Source organism: Stenotrophomonas sp. TWI169, from assembly GCF_039674705.1.
In the GTDB taxonomy this organism is placed as follows: Bacteria; Pseudomonadota; Gammaproteobacteria; order Xanthomonadales; family Xanthomonadaceae; genus Stenotrophomonas; species Stenotrophomonas maltophilia_P.
This window is the reverse complement of sequence record NZ_JBDJOB010000001.1, coordinates 305,335-322,602: the sequence shown is the minus strand read 5'-3', so window position 1 is coordinate 322,602 and position 17,268 is coordinate 305,335. Positions and strand designations below refer to the sequence as shown.

Genomic DNA, 17,268 nt, shown 5'->3' with positions numbered 1-17,268 from the left:
TGACCTGACCCACCCTGATCAGGTCTTTACCGATCACGAATTGGCGAACGAGGTATTCCGTCCGCGCGTGTAGTCTGACGACCAATGCTGAGGTGCATGCATCGGGCCGATGAGCGGTCGCGCCAGAAGAGCTACCCCGAAGACCTCCGTCAAGGCATCGTCCTGCCCGCGCTAGTGACCATGACCGACCGGCCATAGCCAACGTGGTGGGCTACTTCCAAGCCGGCGCTGTCACCACCAGCACGGCCACACACCTATTTGATGGTCGCGCTCCGGACCTCGGTCCTCGATGACACTACGGCAGGGGTGCGCCATTCTCATTGGACGATCAGCTGCTCCACCACGCGGCGGCTGCTTTCCAGGCTTGGAGATTCCTGCAAGTACAGGGCCGCATTCTGTTCCCGCGCCACCTGCCGCAACAGTTTGTCCATTTCCATCGATAGTCGCCTTAGCGCGGTGACTTTCTCTGGCGTGTCAAGAATGCGCCGCGAGCCGTCGGGCGTCATCAGCGCTTGAGCTTCTGCGGGATAGTGATAGCACCAATCCAAGTGCCGTTGCGTCTCCGCCAGGATGCCCAGCTCCCATTGCGCACCAGCGCGCAGCGCGGTCAGGTCCGCGTGATAGAGCAAGCCGGCGATCTCAAAGCTGGATAAATTGATCACTGTGCCCTCCTCTTCCGAATCGGCTTTGACGTTCTTGCACAGCCGGATAGCCTTGCGAAGGCTGCCGAACGCAACAACGTCTCGGTCTGACACCCGCTTGATATGGAGAAATGGCAGATTATCGATCGTGACATTGTCGAACTTGTGGTAGATCGAGACGCCGCGGTCATGTTCCAGGCCACTGAGCTGGTACTGCACTGTATCCCACCAGACCGCCGGGACGACATCGACAGGACGAGCCAGCGAGCCGCCGCTGAGCTTGATGGCCTTGGCGTTGGTCGTGTCTACGTCGACCGCTGGGAAGGCGGCACGCAAGGCTGGCTCACTCATGCGACGTAGATCGCGCAGCAACACTAACGTGTCGCGCAGCGGGGGGGAGTAATCACCGCGCTGGGCCCGCACACCGGCCGGTGCGTAATACAACGAGTCTAGCCCGATCGTCAGCAGATCCACATCGCTAACGCCCCGAATGTGAACATTCAACGGCACCGAACCCTGCAAGCGGTAGGTGGTATTGAGCCCTTCGGCCGCTAACCGCTGCCGCAGTTGGTTTTCGACACGGTTGGCGGTCTCGACGCTGATACGTGTGTAGTCAGGATCGACCTCCTGCATGGCGCCCAAGGCGTAGCGGGTGAAGGGTTTGCCCCCGGCCCGTCGCTCATAGGCCTCCCCCAATACCTGCTTGCGCAGGATCTCGATCTGCTGATCCGTCGCCACTGCGGTGGCGCGGTCAGCGCCCGATCGCCTGGCGCGTAGCTTCTGGAGCCGTTGGTCGATCGTGGTCATGGCTGGCGCCTCCAGCGCATTCGACCGTAGGTCGCACGTCCCCGTCCATTGAAGTAGTCGCCTTCCGCCTGCTGCTGGTCCGCGCTCACAGTCATGTCGCAGAAGCCCACGTGATTAGCAAGCTCAGGCTGATCGATGCGTGCATCATTGCGATAGTTGTAAAACAGCCGGTAGCCACCCGCCTCATCGTGCATCAGTGCTGCGACCACGCTGTCGGACCCGGATTTCTCGGTGGTCAAGCGGATGCGTAATCGATCCCAGCTCTGGGCGATGGACACCGTACCGGTCCAGTCTCGGGCCGACGCATCGTCTGCCCCGCCATACGAAGTGCCCTCGCACCGCCACTGCCCCTGCAGATCGGGGACTTTTAGCAAACTTGCCAGCCAAGGTATGCGCCAGAGATGGCGGTCGAATAGCCAATAGAGGATCAGGTACACGGTGCCCGCTCCGATTAGTGCCATCACCGAGGGCGTCAGATGCGCAGGTAGGCCGTATCTTCCAGCTAGATCGATCACACGCAGGACCAAGTAAACAATGCCCGCTGAAATGGCCGCCGCCGCCGTCCCCAAGTAGCGGCCAATCTTCGCTCGGCTGATCCCGTCCAGCAGGACGTACTCATGACTCCTCATGCTCTCGACCCCGCTCCTTGAACCCTCAAAGCACCGCGCCACATTGGGCGCCCCCTAACGTTATTAAGCCACCATAGCCGGGGCCAGTCGCACGGACTGAGACAGGTGCCAAGGCTGCGGGACCGGCGTTAAACGGGCCTGTACGATCATGAGGACACGACTACTCCCCCGCTTCTGGAGCATCTCTGTCAGGCATCTGAATGGGTCCAGATAGGGCGGAGAGGTGACTTTCGACGCCCCGCTTCTCAAGGATATATATGAGAAGGCAGGCCCAAGCCACGAGAACTGGTTGTTGACCCTCCGCGGATGGCGCCTTTGGGGCGGGAACTACCATGCCCTACCCCCGATAAATCTTCCTTGTCGCGACTGCATCGGCTAGGCCCCACGCTTCCTCCTCCATCGATGCAAACCTGCCATATAGCAAGCGGCGCGCAACCTATATCGGAATCGGGGCCCACGTACTGGCGGCCATTTGTTTCGCGATGCACGCCATTCACTGGCGCCCGGCAGGTGAGCGCGCGACTCACTCAGTATCGACCCAGCCCGCATCGCGCGCACGCGCAAGATCTTCTGGCGTGTCGATATCGAGGCCCAGTTCCGGTGCCTGTAGGACATGCACCATATCGGCAGGAAGTTGCCGCAGGCGCGCTCCGAAGCCGCGGTCACCGGCTGCACCCACAGGGATGAACCAGGCGCGCGGTACTACCGCGGGAACGCCAAGCGCACTCCCATGACGGGTGCCAGCGCACCCTGACGCCGAGACGCGGGCACCTGAAAGCAGCGCCTGCAGATGGGAGCGCTCGATTGCGGGCTGGTCGCATGCCACGACCATCACCGCGCTCACCGTCGGCAGCAAGTGTGCGCCGGCGACCTGCAGACTGCTCGCCAGGCCGCGTTCCCAGTGGTGGTTGGTTACCGGGGTGGCATCCAGCCCGGCAATGCTGGATGTCACTGCCTGTGCATTCGCGCCTACTACGACCAGCACCTGCACTGGCGCGAGCTTCAGCGCCAATCGGACCACGCGATGTACCAGGGTCTCGCCCTGCCGGGTTAGAAGCTGCTTGGGCTGGCCAAGTCGGGTGCTCCCGCCGGCAGCAAGCACGACGACCGCATGCGGGTCGGTCACCTGCCGTGCGCGCTTCGCCATTGCTGCAGCTGCGCGGCGATGCTGAGCGAAATCGCCTCTGGCCCTCGGCCGCCGATTTTCAGGCCAACCGGTGATCGAAGTCTCGGGGACAGGCGGTGGCGCTGATCCGGAGTCAGCAGTTTGAATAGGTCCTCGCGCCTTCGCTGCGGACCCAGCAGTCCAATGAACGCGACTTTGGTATCCGCCAGGGCCACCAGCGCCTCCCGGTCAAGTTCGAAATCGTGATGCATCACCAGTACCGCGTCGCACGGGTCGCCATGGAGGGCCTCGGCCGGGCTGGTCTGCAACTGTGCATCGGCGCCCTGCCCCGCTGAGGCCCAGCGCGCTCGCCGTTCGGCCACGCTGATCTGCCACCCCAGGCCACGCAGCAACGGAACCAGGAAGGGCGTTTCGGGACCGCCCCCCAGGATCAGGGCCCGCGGAAGCCGGGGCAGCGTCAAACGCCACGCACCCTCACCAAAAGGCTGCGGACCGTCCATCGGGTGCAGCTGCCACGTCCGCTCGCGATGGCCCGCGCGGAAAAGGATCTGCCCCGATGCGCGTAGCTCGCGCTGTAGTGGCACACCCTCGCGCAGCCATGCCTCGATGACAACGTCGATGCCGGCCATGGCACGCAATGGCAGAAGTGCAATCCGCAGACGACCACGGCACCCAAGCGCGGACCCACTCAGCAGGTCCTCGTCACTGCGCGTGTCGATCTCGATCCAATCGACCTGCCCTGCCGCGCTTACCTGCTCTGCGCGTCGCGCGAGCTCGGGCTCCAGGCATCCGCCGCTCAGCCAGCCGACCTGGCTGCCGTTGCAGAACAGCACCATGTCGCCGGCACCGGCGTAGGTGGAGCCATCGGTTTCCAGCACCAGCGCGAGCACGGCGTGCTGCCCCGCGCGCGCGCGCGTCAAGGCCGTCTCGAGCACGCTCCGCGGGCTTCCTTCGGTGAGGAAGCCCGGTGCTGCGGACAATTGCCCGGCAGCATCCCTGGGCCCTCCTCCGCCTATCGCGGAGGCCTCCAGAGTGGCTGAGGCCGCGGGTTGGTCCATGCGCAAGGGTCAGCCCACGTCGGGCAAGCCGGGCAACAGCTTGTCGAGGGTGATGGGATAGCTGCGCACGCGCACACCGGTTGCGTTGTAGACCGCATTGGCGATCGCGGCACCGACCCCACAGATGCCCAGTTCACCCACGCCCTTGGCCTTCATCGGCGAGATCACCGGGTCCAGCGTATCGAGGAAGACCACTTCCTGGTATGGAATATCGGCGTGCACGGGAACCTCGTAGCCGGCCAGGTCGTGGTTGATGAACAAGCCAAGCCGCTTGTCGACCACCAGCTCCTCCATCAGCGTCGCGCCTGCACCCATCACCATCCCGCCGATGACCTGGCTGCGTGCGGACAGTGGATTGAGGATCCGGCCGCCATCGCATACGGCAAGCATGCGGCGAATGCGCGTCTCTCCAGTGTAGGCATGCACGGCGACCTCGCAGAAATGCCCTGCATAGGTGCCGACGTCGTAGCCTTGTTTGAAGTCGCCGAAGGCAATGCCGTCCTCCGCCGACAGTGTCCCCGCGTCCGCCAGCTTGATGGTCCGCCCACCCGCCTGGATGCTGCCATCGGCGAAGTTTGCGGTGTCGCCGTCGAAGCCCAGTTTCTCGCCCACCTTGCGGCGCAGGCTGACACACGCCGCGTACACGCCTGCGGTGGAGCTTGCCGCGCCCCACTGGCCGCCGGAACCGGCGGAGGCGGGATGACGGGAGTCGCCGAGGGTCACCTGGACCCGGTCCAGCGGCACGCCCATGGTCTCGGCTGCCGTCTGCGCGATGATCGTGTAGGAGCCCGTGCCGATGTCGGTCATGTCGGTTTCCACGATCACGCCGCCTTGGCCGTCGAGCCGCACCCGCGCCGCCGACTTCATCGTCGGTGCGCCGCGATAGCCCGCGGACACGCCCATGCCGACCAGCCAGTGCCCTTCCCTTACCTGCGCCGGCCTGGCATTGCGCTTGTTCCAGTTGAAGCGCTTGGCGCCTTCGCGCAGGCAGCGCACCAGGTTGCGGTCGGAGAACTTCTTGGACGGGTCGCCGGGTACGACCTCCGGCTCGTTGAGGATGCGGAACGCGATCGGGTCGAGGCCCAGCTTCTCGGCCATTTCGTCCATCGCCACTTCCAGCGCCATGTGGCCTGGCGCTTCGCCCGGCGCGCGCATTGCATTGCCTTCGGGCATGTCGAGCGTGGCGATGTAGTTGGCCACCAGGCGGTTGGCGCCCGCGTAGAGCTTGGGCGTCTGCAGGGTGCCGTTCTCGCCGTCCTCGCCGTTGATGTTGCCCGACCAGTTCTCATGGGCGATGGCGGAGATCCTGCCGTCTTCCGCGCAACCGATCCGGACGCGTTGAATGGTTGCGTGCCGGTGGGTGGTGTTGTTGGCCATCAAAGGCCGTTGCAGCGCGATCTTCACCGGTCGCCCGACCTGCTTGGCCGCCAACGCGGCCAGCACCGCGTCGGCACGGATGAACAGCTTGCCGCCGAAGCCGCCGCCGATATAGGGCGAGTCCACGCGCACCTTGGCAGGATCGATGCCGAGGATCGCCGCCATGCCCTGCCTGGCCCAGTCGATCATCTGGTTCGCCGTCCACAGCGTGAGCGTGTCGCCCTCCCAGGCGGCGATGGTGGCGTGCGGCTCCATCATCGAATGACTTTCGTCGGAGGTGTGGTAGGTCTCGTCGAGTTTGACCGCGGCGCTCGCGTAGGCGGTGTCGAAATCGCCCAGCGCCTGCCGGTCGGGCTTGCCATCGCGCCCCTTTGCCAGCGGCGCGGACGGCGCCAGTGCGGGAAAATCAAAACGGCCCTTGCCGCGCTCATAGCGGGTGCGGATCAATGCCGCGGCGGCGCGGGCCTGCTCGAAGGTCTCTGCCACCACGCAGGCGATGGCCTGGTGGTAGTGGGCCACTTCGGGGCCGCCGAACAGCGGTGCATTGTTCCAGTTCGATTTGCCGACCGGCTTGGTCTCCGGTGCGGTGATGACCGCCAGCACGCCCGGGGCGGCGCGTGCGCGGGAGGCATCCATCGAAATGATGCGCCCCTTGCCGATGCCCGCGCCGACGATATAGCCGTAGGCCTGGTTCGGTGCCACGTCATGGCGCTCATACGCATAGGGGGCGGTGCCGGTGGTCTTGCGTGGGCCGTCGATGCGCGGCGTCGACTTGCCGACGACCTTCGCTTTGTCGAACAGGTTGTCACCGGCGGGGGCGTTGAATTCAAGGGGCATCAGTGCTCTCCTTCCACCAGCACGGCTGCGAGGGTGCGCTCGGCGAGAGCGATCTTGAACGCGTTCTCCCGCGTCGGACGGGCGCCGGCGAACACCTGCCGGGCCGCGGCCTTTACGCCGTCGCGCAGCAGGGGTTCGGCTGCCTCGATGCGCCACGGCTTCGGCGCAACTCCACCGAAGGCGAACCGCGCCGAGCCGTCTTGCTGCACGACCGCGGCGACCGACACCAGTGCGAACGCATAGGACGCGCGGTCACGTACCTTGTGGTACACGTGCCGACCGCCCAGGGGTTCCGGCAGCGTGACGTGGGTGATCAGCTCACCGCGTTGCAGCACGTTGTCCTGCTGCGGCCTGTCGCCGGGGGAACGATGGAAATCGGCGATCGGGATGCTGCGTGTACTACCGTCACCCCTGACGGTCTGGATCGAGGCGTCCAGCACCCGCAGGGCCACCGCCATGTCGCCCGGATAGGTCGCGATGCAGCTGTCCGAGGTGCCGATCACGCCCATCTGCCGGGAGAACCCTTCGAGCGCGCCGCAGCCTGATCCGGGCAGGCGCTTGTTGCAGGGAAGATGGGGGTCGTAGAAGTACGGGCAGCGCGTGCGCTGCAGCAGATTTCCGCCGGTGGTGGCTTTGTTGCGCAGCTGCCCGGAGGCGCCTGCCACGATCGCGCGGGTCAGCACCGCGTAGTCGCGGCGCACGCGTTCATGCGAGGCCAGTGCGGTATTGGTGACCAGCGTGCCGATGCGCAGGCCGCCCTCGTCGGTGGGTTCGATCCTGTCCAGGCCGATGTCCTGCACGTCGACCAGGTGCGTTGGCGTCTCGACCTCCAGCTTCATCAGGTCGAGCAGGTTGGTCCCTCCGGCCAGGAACTTCGCACCCTCGGTACCGGCCACGGCTTTGGCGGCCTCGGCCGGGGACTTCGCGCGTTCGTAACTGAAGGCCCTCATGAGCGCCTCCCTGCAGAGGTCACGCCAGCGACCTCTTGCATTGCCTCGGCAATGTTGGAATAGGCGCCGCATCGGCAGAGGTTGCCACTCATGCGTTCGCGCATTTCCATGCTGGTGGCCTGGGGCAGTGCGCTGACGTCCGCCTGCACATGGCTGGGGACACCCCGCTTGATCTCGTCCAGTACCGCTACCGCCGAACAGATCTGCCCCGGCGTGCAATACCCGCACTGGTAACCGTCATGCTTGATGAAGGCGGCCTGCATCGGATGCAGGTCATCGGGGGTTCCGAGGCCTTCGATGGTGGTGATGGCATCGCCCTGGTGCTGCACCGCCAGGCTGAGGCAGGCATTGATGCGCTCACCGTTGACCAGCACGGTACAGGCACCGCATTGACCGTGGTCGCAGCCCTTTTTGGTCCCGGTCAGCTCCAGATGTTCGCGTAGGGCATCGAGCAGCGTGGTTCGCGTGTCGAGCTCAAGCTCCCGGCGCGCGCCGTTGACGGTCAAGGCCACCGTGCTGATGACCGGCGGCCTGGGCGGCGGGGATGCCGCCAGTTCGGCGGCGAGCGATGACGCCCCTGGTGCGGCGGACATCGCCACGGTCGTGGCGCCGCCGGCGATCACCTGGCGACGCGTCAACTTCATTCCTTCATCCCAACTTGGCACAGTGACCTCCTGGCGTTCGGGGAAACCCCGTGGCTGGATGGACGCGCTCACACTACTCAGAGGGCACTATGCCCGTCTTCGGGGTACAGATTTGTGAAGCCGGTCGGAGGCATGCCGGCATCATCGGCCGAGCGTACTGGCCGGTCATCTTCAATGCCGTGTCTGGCAAGCGTGCGCCACAGACACTGATCTGCGCCACTGGGAGAAGGAACTTTCCGACCAACCCCAGCAAGGAGGCACGATCCACGCTGAATGCGCGAGAGCTTCCGTTGGCAGCGCATTGTCCGGCCAACGGGGCCTGACGGTCCGCCTTCGCCCTCGCGCAGCGCACGAAGTGCTTCGACGTGAGCTACCACAGCTTGCTTGAGCGAAAGTCCACCGCGGCCTACCTCCTGGATAGTGCATGCCGCGGCGTCAAGCAGGGCCAGCCCCGGCGCTCAGGCAACATCCGCGCTTGGCATCCGGAACGTGAACACTGTTCCGGCACTTTCACTTGACACCACATCGAGTATCCCGCCGTGAGACTTGGCAATCTCCGATGCGATATAGATGCCCAGACCAAGACCTGGCCTGGGAAGCTCGCCCTTCTCACGCGAGAACGGGTTGAAAATGGTGCCGAGCCTGTCGGGCGCAATGCAGCCTGCGTTGTGCACATCCAGCCTGAGACGATTGGATGCAGCGTGCACCCTCAGCGTGACAGGGGCCGACCGCTCGCCATGCTGCACTGCGTTCGTCAGCAGGTTGGCCAGCAGCTGCGACAGCCTGCCGGGATCGCAGACCACGCTGCCCTCGATCCGCATCTGCACATCGATGTCCTGGCGGCCGGTGGCGATCGCCACTTCCGCTGCAACTCGTTCAAGGTCAGCTTGCAACGTATCGCTTTCCTGGAGCGAGATCGGAATGCCTCCACCCAATCGGCCCCTGGCAAAATCAAGCACATCGTTTATCAGCCCATCCATCCGGGTCACGCCAGATGCGATGTGCGCAAGCATCTGCTGCTGACGCGCGGACGTCGCCTCAACCTCAAGTGCATCTGCTGCTACGCTGATTGCCTGGAGGGGGCTGCGAAGATCATGGCCCAGTACCGCGATGAACTGATCGCGCAAGTCGGAATCCCGCTGCGCGTCCGAAAGCGCCGTCTCCGCTTCCTGTAGGCGGTCCTCCTTGTCCAGATAGTTGCCGACGAGCTCGGCAAGCAGCTCCATGGACCGTCGGACATGGGCTTCATCGAAGTTGCCCGGCGAAGAATCGATGGCGCACAGGGTGCCGAAGAATCTGCCGTCCGGCCGATGAATCGGAACCGACGCGTAACTCTCAAGCCCGTAGATCCGAGGCGTGTGGTGCTTGGAGTACAGCGGGTGGGTACTGGCGCGTGCGAAAACCACGGAGGTTGATGACTGCCTGATCTCGTCACAGATGGTGGTTTCCAGGACCAGCTGCCCGCCTGGAACAAGCCCGAACCCGAGCGTGTCCAGGGTGGCGCAGGCCGTCCAGGTCGTCTCTGTAACCCTGGCAATCGCCGTGAATCTCGAGCCCGTGATATGGGCTACGGTTTCGAGGATGCGCGGCACTGCCTCGATACGACCGATCTCAGCGACGTCATTGAGAAGGTGGGGATCAGTCAGCGTATGCATATGTTGGCAGGCGGGCACAGTGATGCATCATCCCATGAAACCGCCATCGCAAGCCGGCTCCGTTCAGAAGGGGGCGTCCAAAGCGGGCAAACGGGCGATGAGCCCGCAGCCGCGAGCATGCGCCTGCTTCATTGACAAGTGAATGGCCGCAATCCCTAATCGGCCGGCAGATCGCCGTCCGCCTATCGACCCCTTCATCATGTCCAGAGTATCCACCACTGATTTCGCAGCGCACGCGAGCGTCGACAGCCTTCACCAGGCAGTTGTAGCCGTTACTGCCGCTTCGGTGGCGCGGGACTGGGAAAATGAGCGCCACCAGCACCGCAAGGCACAGCTGATCTATTCGGTTCGCGGCGTCTTGACCTGTGAGGTGGAAGATGGCGTCTGGATCGTTCCTCCGCAGTGCGCAGTCTGGATACCGGGCGACCTTCCCCACTCGGCAAGGGGAGCGGGACACACAGAATGCTACTGCCTGTTTGTCGAGCCGGAGGCCGCACCGGACCTCCCAACGTTCTGCTGTACCGTTGCGGTTTCGCCATTGCTGCGCGAACTGCTGTTGAAGGCGGCTGATTTTCCTGAGCAGTATGCAGCTGGAGGCAAGGAGGAGCGCCTCATTGCCACATTGCTCGACCAGCTGGCAGAGGCCCCGGTTGAAGATCTGCATCTGCCGATGCCGCGCGATGCAAGACTCCGTCGCCTGGCCGAGTGCCTGCTGGTCGACCCGACCGACAAGACCCCGAAGGGCGTATGGGCGAGCCGCGTCGGCATGAGCGAGCGCAGCATGAGCCGCCTCCTGCAGGACGAGATCGGCATGGGCTTTGGGCGTTGGCGCCGGCAGCTGCACGTCATCCTTGCGCTCCAACGTCTGGCCCAAGGTGAAAGCGTTCAAACGATCGCACTGGATCTGGGGTACGGCAGTGCAAGCGGCTTTGTAACCATGTTTCGCAAGGCGATGGGAAAGCCACCTGGGCGCTACCTTTCAGAACGCTCCATGCTGGCGCCGCAGATCGCGCCGCCCACAATCACCTTGCCCGGCCATCTGCCGGGCTGAACGGGCTGGCCAGCTCCCGCCCCCCCCTGGCCTGCTCCACCTCCGGCCCGGTTCGACCCCGCTCCTTCGTTGCAGCCGACTCTCGCCTGCCGCCTGCCGCCTGCCGACCTGGCCTGACTGAACAATAGTCTGGCCTGGGTTCGCCAGTGTTCCACTGGATTTCGTTGTTAAATGTGCCGCCCAAACGCGAATGACTATTATTTATGACTGGCCAGCAGAGCGCCGATGCTCCCCATTACCCGATCAACGTGCTTGCCGGTGCGGATGGGAATTCTGATCTGGAGTACAGGCGCGGGCGCCCGAGGGACGCCCGATACGCTGGCCTGGCCGTGGCAGTTGCATGGGCCCTGCTGGGCGCGCCGACCGCATTTGCAGGCGAATCCGTTCCGTCGGATCGCGCGGACGAATGGACAGCGCCGGAAGAGACCGCGTTACCCACGGTTACAGTGCTGGCTCACAAGGACAAGGCGGCCACAGAGGGCACAGGATCCTATACGACGCGGGAGTCCTCTGCCGCCACGCGCATGCCGCTATCGCTCCAGCAGACGCCGCAGGCACTGACTGTACTGACGCGTCAGCGCATGGATGACCAGCACCTGGACTCGGTGCAGGCAGCGCTGGAGAGCACTTCCGGAATCGCCACGTACCAGTCGGACAGTGAGCGTACCAGCTTCTATGCGCGAGGCTTCCTGATCAATAACATCCAGTACAACGGCATACCCACGGTGGTCGGCAGCACCGTCAATGGAAGTGGCATCGGCGCTCTTGATACAGCCTTCTACGACCGCGTGGAAGTCGTGCGAGGTGCATCGGGCCTGCTGACAGGTACCGGCAACCCCTCAGCCGCGATCAATCTTGTCCGCAAACGACCGACACGTGATTTCTCGGCGAACGCTTCGCTGGGGGCTGGCAGCTGGGAGACCTATCGGAGCGTCGGCGACATCTCCACACCGCTGACCGCGGACGGTCGGATCCGGTCGCGACTGGTGGGGACATACCAGGACGGACATAGCTACCTTGATGGTTACAGGCCGCAGAGGAAGTCGCTATATGGCGTCATCGAGGCCGATCTGACCGCCGACACGACCTTCCGCCTGGGGTACGAATACCAGGACATCACGCCGAAGGGATCGACGTGGGGAGGCCTGCCACTTTGGTTCAGCGATGGTACGCAAGCGGAGTATCCGCGCTCCAGGAACTACGCGCAGGACTGGAGCTATTGGGACAACACCCTCAAGACGGCCTTAGCCGAAATCGAGCATCTCTTCGGAAACGGCTGGAAGTTCCAGGCCACCGCGAATCAATATCGGACCGAGCATGCCGCCGAGCTCCTCGGCCTGATCGGCCGACCTGATCGTGCCACAGGGCTGGGCGTGTTCCCCAACGGGGCCTATCCGGTAGCGCTGGCGTCCGAGGGGCGCAGTCGCCAGAACACGTTCGACGTCATGGCCGGTGGCCCCTTCCAGCTGTTTGGCCGACAGCACGATCTGGTCGTCGGCGCCACCCGCTCGCGGCGCAACGCATATCAGGAGGACGTCGCTCCCTTCTATGCAGGCATCTGGCCGGTGAACGTGTATGAGTTGAGCCCCTCATTCCGCAGGCCTGACTTCGATGCGATGTCCACAACGCCGACGCGAACCCGAATCAAGCAAGGTGGCGTCTACAGCGCGGCGCGACTCTCGCTGGCCGAACCATTGAAGCTGATCGTCGGGGGTCGCCTCAGTACCTATGAAATCCACGATGCGGCCGGTGGAGCACCGGTGCACTACAGAAAAAGTGGCGAGTTCACCCCGTACGCCGGCCTGATCTACGACATCAACGCGACGTACTCGGTCTACGCCAGCCACACAGGAGTGTTCAACCCCCAGACCGAGTATCGGGACAGCAACGGTAACGTGCTGACCCCTTCAAAAGGCAGAACAAGCGAAATCGGGCTGAAGGCAGGGCTTCTTGACGGGCGCTTGACTGCATCGATTGCCCTCTTCCACACCGAACTGGACAACGCCGCGCAATCGGTCGCCGGCACCTACACACCCAGCGGAGCGCAGGCTTACCGCGGCGCCGACGGGACCAGGTCTGGCGGTATCGAGCTGGATCTTCAGGGAGAGCTGTCCCGTGGATGGAACGTCTACGCGGGTGTCGCGCACTTCACTGCGAAGGACGGTGCCCACGAGCGCTTGAACACGCAGTTGCCCCGCACCACAGCGCAGCTTTTCACGACCTATCGGTTGCCGGGCCAATGGGACCGCTTGACGCTGGGCGGCGGCTTCAAATGGCAAAGCCGCTTCTACAACGCGCCCAACACAGGAACCAGTTCCCTGGGTGGAGAACAGGGATCCTATGCACTTCTCTCGGTACTGGGTCGCTACTCCATCACGGACAAATCCAGTGTGGCTATCAACGTCAACAACGTCCTGGACAGGAAGTACGCGCTTCAGAAGGGAGATTTCGACACCGTCGGCTATGGCGCGCCGCGCAATGTGATGGTGACGCTGGACTACAGATACTGATTCATCACTGTACCCGACAAGATCCATAGAGGCTCATCAGAGAACAATCCGCCATGCCCACTCAGCCCTCCTCGCCCACCGCCCCACCCCGGCCCGGAAGTGTTCCAGACAGAGTTGCATTGCTGTGGCTGACAACTGCCGCTGGCGCCATTCTCTTTGTCACCTTCCAGCTGTTCTTCTACGTCAACGACTTCGCCAGGGCCAAAGGAGCGGCACCGGCGATCACGTTTGATCACGATGCGCTCTGGGCATTTCCCGCCTATTACGGGTGCTGGATAGTGACAGTGCTTCTCGCACTGTCAAATACCCGAAGATCCTGGTGGATTGCGCTGATACTGGGGAGCGCACTTGTGCTGCTGAATACGCTCGGCGGCGTCTTCGACGGTTTCAGGGACGGTTGGCACGTCACCTTTTCCGCAATCCTCTTCATCACGCTGCCGGGCCTGTTCGCTGCAGCGACCACCTGGCGACACATCAAACTCAAGGAAGCCGCCCATGTCGATGAACAGCAGTGATTTTCCCCTGGTCTGGATGGACCTCGCGCAAGGCCCCGAACACGAACATCAGGATGACTTCGACGCATTTGAGGAAAATCTGCGCCGGGGGGAGCCCTTCGTACTTCTCACTGATACGGCGCCATCGGAGGAGCATGACCACTCGCCAGCGGAGAAGAAACGCATGGCGCTGTGGATGAAGCAGCACAAGGCCGAGCTTCGCAGGCTGGTTCTGGCGATGGTCCTGGTCGAGCCCAATCCGGCCAAGCGCGTCGCCTACAAGGCGTTCTCGGTACCCTTTTCCAAGTTCTGGGGCTACCCTCTCCACATTGTCACCTCACGCGAGAAGGCAATAGAAGTGGCGAGGAATCTGCTGTCTCAATCAAACGAGACGCCCTGAGCCGCCTTCGTTGGGCGCTGTACCTGCGGCGCCTCAGCGCTCCTGACAGCATGCCTCCGAGTTCTTCAATTGAAGGGCCTGCTGAGCGCGCGAGGCCGATCAGAAGTAGAAACCGAGGTTCAGATTCAACCGAGAATGCCAGCGCGAAGGGCCTCCCTCGCTGATGCCGATACCGTCGCCGCCGGCAAACCACATGTTGCGTCCGGCGATCCAATCGACATAGGTGAGCATGACGCCCTTCTGCAGGCTGCAACCGGTCACGTTCTGCCACGAGTTGCGTAGGCCCGCGCGGTGCCCGACCGGGCGGGTCATGCTGAGGTTGTTATAGCAGGTGATGTCATCCAGCCAGCCCTTCTGGCCGAACGAATAGGCGATGTTGGCGCTTGGCACATCCGCCTGCGCTGCAACCTGGAAGGGGGATTGGAACGCCGACATCGCGATGCGATCTCCGGGCACGTCATACCGGTACCGCGCCCACTGCAACTGCGCGGTCCAGCCATCGCGCGTCCACTGTGCATGCAGAGCTGCACCCTGGTGACCGTAATGGCGTCGTGTCTGTGTGTTCTGCACTTTGCCGGCGAACGCGGATGCGCCCAGCAGCAGGCCCCCGCCAGCCCAGTCGCGCGCATTCTCCACGCGTGCATGCAGCCGTTGCCGCTCGCGATACGGCAACGCCTCGGTCTGCGCGACATCGAAGGAGTAGCGATCGTAGCGAGCACCCGATCCGTATTCGTCTCCGGAGAACCAGCCCAGATGCCAGGTTGTGCTGCCGCTGCGGTGAATCACTACAAGGCCCGGATCGTAATCATCCTCGATGCCCAGGTAGTAGCCGGAGCCGAACCAGAAACTCTGCGAAACGCTAGGGAGCAGCCCGAATGGGACTTGCTGGATACCTCCCTTCAGCTGGGTAGCATCGGAGAACTGCCAGCCCGCGTAGGCGTGATGCACAGCGTCGAAACCATCGTACCAGCGGTATTGGGCAGAGAAGGAGAACGGCCCGGTCCCAGCGTCGAGGTCTGCACGCAGCAGTTCAAGCTGGAGGCGGCTGGTTGCGCCGTAGTCGAGCCAGCCGTAGTTGAACCTTACCGCGCCGCCCGGCTCGAAGTAAGTGCCGCCGTTTTGATCGCGTTCCGATGCCTCCGCTGTCAGCGAAGCGCTGACGAGCACGGCAGCGGCAATAGAGGAAATGGCTCTCACGATGGGGCTACTTGCCTCCCTGTTCCGCATGTGAAAGCGCGCAAGTGTAATGTCGCGGGCAGTGAAGAAGGCGTTGGTCGATGGTCGGCGCGGTGCAGGCCCGCGCCTTCAGGAAATGACAGAGCCCCCGGCCAGCGGCGCCACGCCATCATCAGGCAGCGGCAACGATCCTCACGTCAACGATTGACGTTGACCACGACGCGTCCGCGGATGCGTCCTGCCATCAGGGCTTCGGCAGTGGCTACAACCTCTCCCAGGCCGATATGCTGGGAGATGGCGTCGAGCTTGGCCATATCCAGGTCCTTGGCAAGCCGTTCCCACGCCACGAGCCGCTCTGCGGTGGGCCGCGTGACGCTGTTGATTCCCAGCAGGCTCACGCCGCGCAGGATGAAGGGCGCCACCGTGGCAGGAAAGTCCATGCCCTGAGCCAGCCCGCACGCGGCCACGGCGCCATCTTCCTTGATGGCGGCACACACATTTGCAAGTGTGTGGCTGCCCACCGAGTCAATGGCGGCACTCCACCGCTCCCGCTGAAGTGGCTTGCCTGGCTGGGACAGCACATTGCGATCAATAACCTCGCTGGCACCCAGGGACTTCAGGTAGTCGGTCTCGTCCAGCCGTCCGGTGGACGCCACGACGTTGTAGCCACGATCGGCCAGCAATGTCACAGCGAAGCTGCCTACGCCTCCGCTCGCTCCGGTAACCAGCACTTCACCGGCATCCGGAGAAAGGCCATGGCGCTCCAGCGCGATCAGACTCAGCATGGCGGTATAGCCGGCCGTTCCGATGGCCATGGCTTGCTCGGGTTGCATGCCCTTTGGAAGCGGGATCAGCCAGTCGGCGTTGACGCGTGCCAGCTGCGAAAGCCCTCCCCAGTGCCGCTCACCCACGCCCCAACCATTGAGAACCACCTGGTCGCCCGGTTGATAGCGCCGGTCCGCCGACTCGAGCACAGTGCCGGCCAGGTCGATGCCGGGCACCATCGGAAAGGACCGCACCACCGCACCGCCCTGGCCGGTGATTGCCATCGCGTCCTTGTAGTTCAGTGTGCTGTGCGAAACCTGGACGGTGACGTCGCCCTCCGGCAGGGCCGATTCAGGCACCTGCCTGACGTCGACCTGCAATTCGTTTCCCGTCTTGTCTATGTATACGGCGTTGAACATGGCCTTCCTCCTGGGGCAGCGGCAAGGTTGCTGCGTGATTTAGACTGATCGGCTACAAGCCGGCAAAGGAACATGGACTCAGCGGGGCAAGCCCGCCAGGAACGCATTGGCGAAGATCGTGAGCGGCGCAGCGCTGCGCTCAAGCCGTGCTCGTTGGACAGCTCCCTCCCATCCGATCCAGAAGGCGGTGGCGATCTCGGAGCAGCGCGCATCGGACGAGAGCTCAGCGCGCCCCCGGGCCAGTTCAAGGCACGCGGCCAGCCGGGATTCCCATCCGTTGAACACCTCGATCAATCGGGCACGGTAGGCCTGCGGCAATGTCGAGATCTCCTGGCCAAGGTTGCCGACCAGGCAGCCTCGCCGGAAGTCGAATCGTTCCAGGCCACTGCAGGCGTCGGCGACAAATCCCAGGATCCGCTCAAGCGGATCGCGTTCTTCGTCCAGCAGATGCCGGTCGAGCTTGCGGCAGAAATACTCGTCGTAGGCCTCGAGCACAGCCAAGCCGTAGGCCTCTTTGCTGTCGAAGTAGTGGTAGAACGACCCCTTGGGGACACCCAGCTGCCTGACGATTGCGTCGATGCCCGTTGCAGAGAAGCTTCGCTCCGTCAACAACGCGATCCCAGTGCGCACCAGCTCGCGCCGGGTGTCATCAAAGCCGCGATCCGCCCTCGGCGGGCGCCCCCGGCGGCGCGTAGTCGTAGTGACAGCAGGAGTCATGCCGCACATTTT

Annotated in this window: 15 protein-coding genes; 4 read left to right on the top strand and 11 right to left on the bottom strand. The window is 63.6% G+C overall.

Annotation, left to right across the window (positions count from 1 at the left end):
* Positions 1–317: 317 nt before the first annotated feature.
* From ABE543_RS01350 to ABE543_RS01315, 8 genes are all read right to left on the bottom strand, one after another.
* Complete coding sequence (locus tag ABE543_RS01350) at positions 318–1,448, bottom strand: hypothetical protein (RefSeq protein ID WP_346475176.1); 1,131 nt, start codon at positions 1,446–1,448, stop codon at positions 318–320.
* Entirely contained in the window at positions 1,445–2,077 is a 633-nt protein-coding gene (locus ABE543_RS01345; protein ID WP_346475175.1) for a hypothetical protein, read from the bottom strand. Before ABE543_RS01345 ends, ABE543_RS01350 begins: the two co-directional genes overlap by 4 nt.
* A gap of 523 nt (positions 2,078–2,600) precedes the next feature.
* Positions 2,601–3,224, bottom strand: coding sequence for a nucleotidyltransferase family protein (locus ABE543_RS01340; protein WP_346475174.1), 624 nt, complete (start codon positions 3,222–3,224; stop codon positions 2,601–2,603).
* A complete protein-coding gene (locus tag ABE543_RS01335; protein WP_346475173.1) occupies positions 3,200–4,261 on the bottom strand; it encodes an XdhC family protein in 1,062 nt (353 codons plus the stop codon). Before ABE543_RS01335 ends, ABE543_RS01340 begins: the two co-directional genes overlap by 25 nt.
* Positions 4,262–4,270: 9 nt before the next feature.
* Positions 4,271–6,475: an aldehyde oxidoreductase molybdenum-binding subunit PaoC gene (gene paoC, locus ABE543_RS01330; protein WP_346475172.1), complete on the bottom strand. Its 2,205-nt coding sequence runs from the start codon at positions 6,473–6,475 to the stop codon at positions 4,271–4,273.
* Positions 6,475–7,425, bottom strand: a complete 951-nt coding sequence (locus ABE543_RS01325) for a xanthine dehydrogenase family protein subunit M (protein WP_053515781.1) — start codon at positions 7,423–7,425, stop codon at positions 6,475–6,477. The genes paoC and ABE543_RS01325 overlap by 1 nt, the downstream gene beginning before the upstream one ends.
* Positions 7,422–8,069 carry an aldehyde dehydrogenase iron-sulfur subunit PaoA gene (gene paoA / locus ABE543_RS01320; RefSeq protein ID WP_065182255.1) on the bottom strand — a complete coding sequence of 216 codons (648 nt, stop codon included), beginning with the start codon at positions 8,067–8,069 and terminating at the stop codon, positions 7,422–7,424. Before paoA ends, ABE543_RS01325 begins: the two co-directional genes overlap by 4 nt.
* Before the next feature lie 458 nt (positions 8,070–8,527).
* Positions 8,528–9,724 (bottom strand): GAF domain-containing sensor histidine kinase, encoded by a 1,197-nt coding sequence (locus ABE543_RS01315; protein WP_346475171.1) that lies wholly within the window; start codon positions 9,722–9,724, stop codon positions 8,528–8,530.
* Positions 9,725–9,923: 199 nt separating this feature from the next.
* On the opposite strand from ABE543_RS01315, the gene ABE543_RS01310 reads away from it, so the two are divergent.
* From ABE543_RS01310 to ABE543_RS01295, 4 genes are all read left to right on the top strand, one after another.
* Positions 9,924–10,775 (top strand): helix-turn-helix transcriptional regulator, encoded by an 852-nt coding sequence (locus ABE543_RS01310; RefSeq protein ID WP_111187015.1) that lies wholly within the window; start codon positions 9,924–9,926, stop codon positions 10,773–10,775.
* 203 nt (positions 10,776–10,978) lie between these two features.
* A complete protein-coding gene (locus ABE543_RS01305; RefSeq protein ID WP_346475170.1) occupies positions 10,979–13,285 on the top strand; it encodes a TonB-dependent siderophore receptor in 2,307 nt (768 codons plus the stop codon).
* 119 nt (positions 13,286–13,404) lie between these two features.
* The gene (locus ABE543_RS01300; RefSeq protein ID WP_346475169.1) at positions 13,405–13,800 is read left to right on the top strand and encodes a hypothetical protein; all 396 of its coding nucleotides are present in this window, start codon (positions 13,405–13,407) and stop codon (positions 13,798–13,800) included.
* Positions 13,781–14,179, top strand: coding sequence for a hypothetical protein (locus ABE543_RS01295; RefSeq protein ID WP_111186954.1), 399 nt, complete (start codon positions 13,781–13,783; stop codon positions 14,177–14,179). Before ABE543_RS01300 ends, ABE543_RS01295 begins: the two co-directional genes overlap by 20 nt.
* Positions 14,180–14,278: 99 nt before the next feature.
* Here the strand turns inward: ABE543_RS01295 and ABE543_RS01290 are convergent, their stop codons facing one another.
* The 3 genes from ABE543_RS01290 to ABE543_RS01280 form a co-directional block, all read right to left on the bottom strand.
* On the bottom strand, positions 14,279–15,376 hold the full coding sequence (locus ABE543_RS01290) for a hypothetical protein (RefSeq protein WP_346475168.1): 1,098 nt from the start codon (positions 15,374–15,376) through the stop codon (positions 14,279–14,281).
* A gap of 176 nt (positions 15,377–15,552) precedes the next feature.
* Complete coding sequence (locus tag ABE543_RS01285; protein ID WP_065175658.1) at positions 15,553–16,539, bottom strand: MDR family oxidoreductase; 987 nt, start codon at positions 16,537–16,539, stop codon at positions 15,553–15,555.
* Positions 16,540–16,617: 78 nt separating this feature from the next.
* Complete coding sequence (locus ABE543_RS01280; RefSeq protein WP_053515927.1) at positions 16,618–17,256, bottom strand: TetR/AcrR family transcriptional regulator; 639 nt, start codon at positions 17,254–17,256, stop codon at positions 16,618–16,620.
* Between the last annotated feature and the right edge of the window lie 12 nt (positions 17,257–17,268).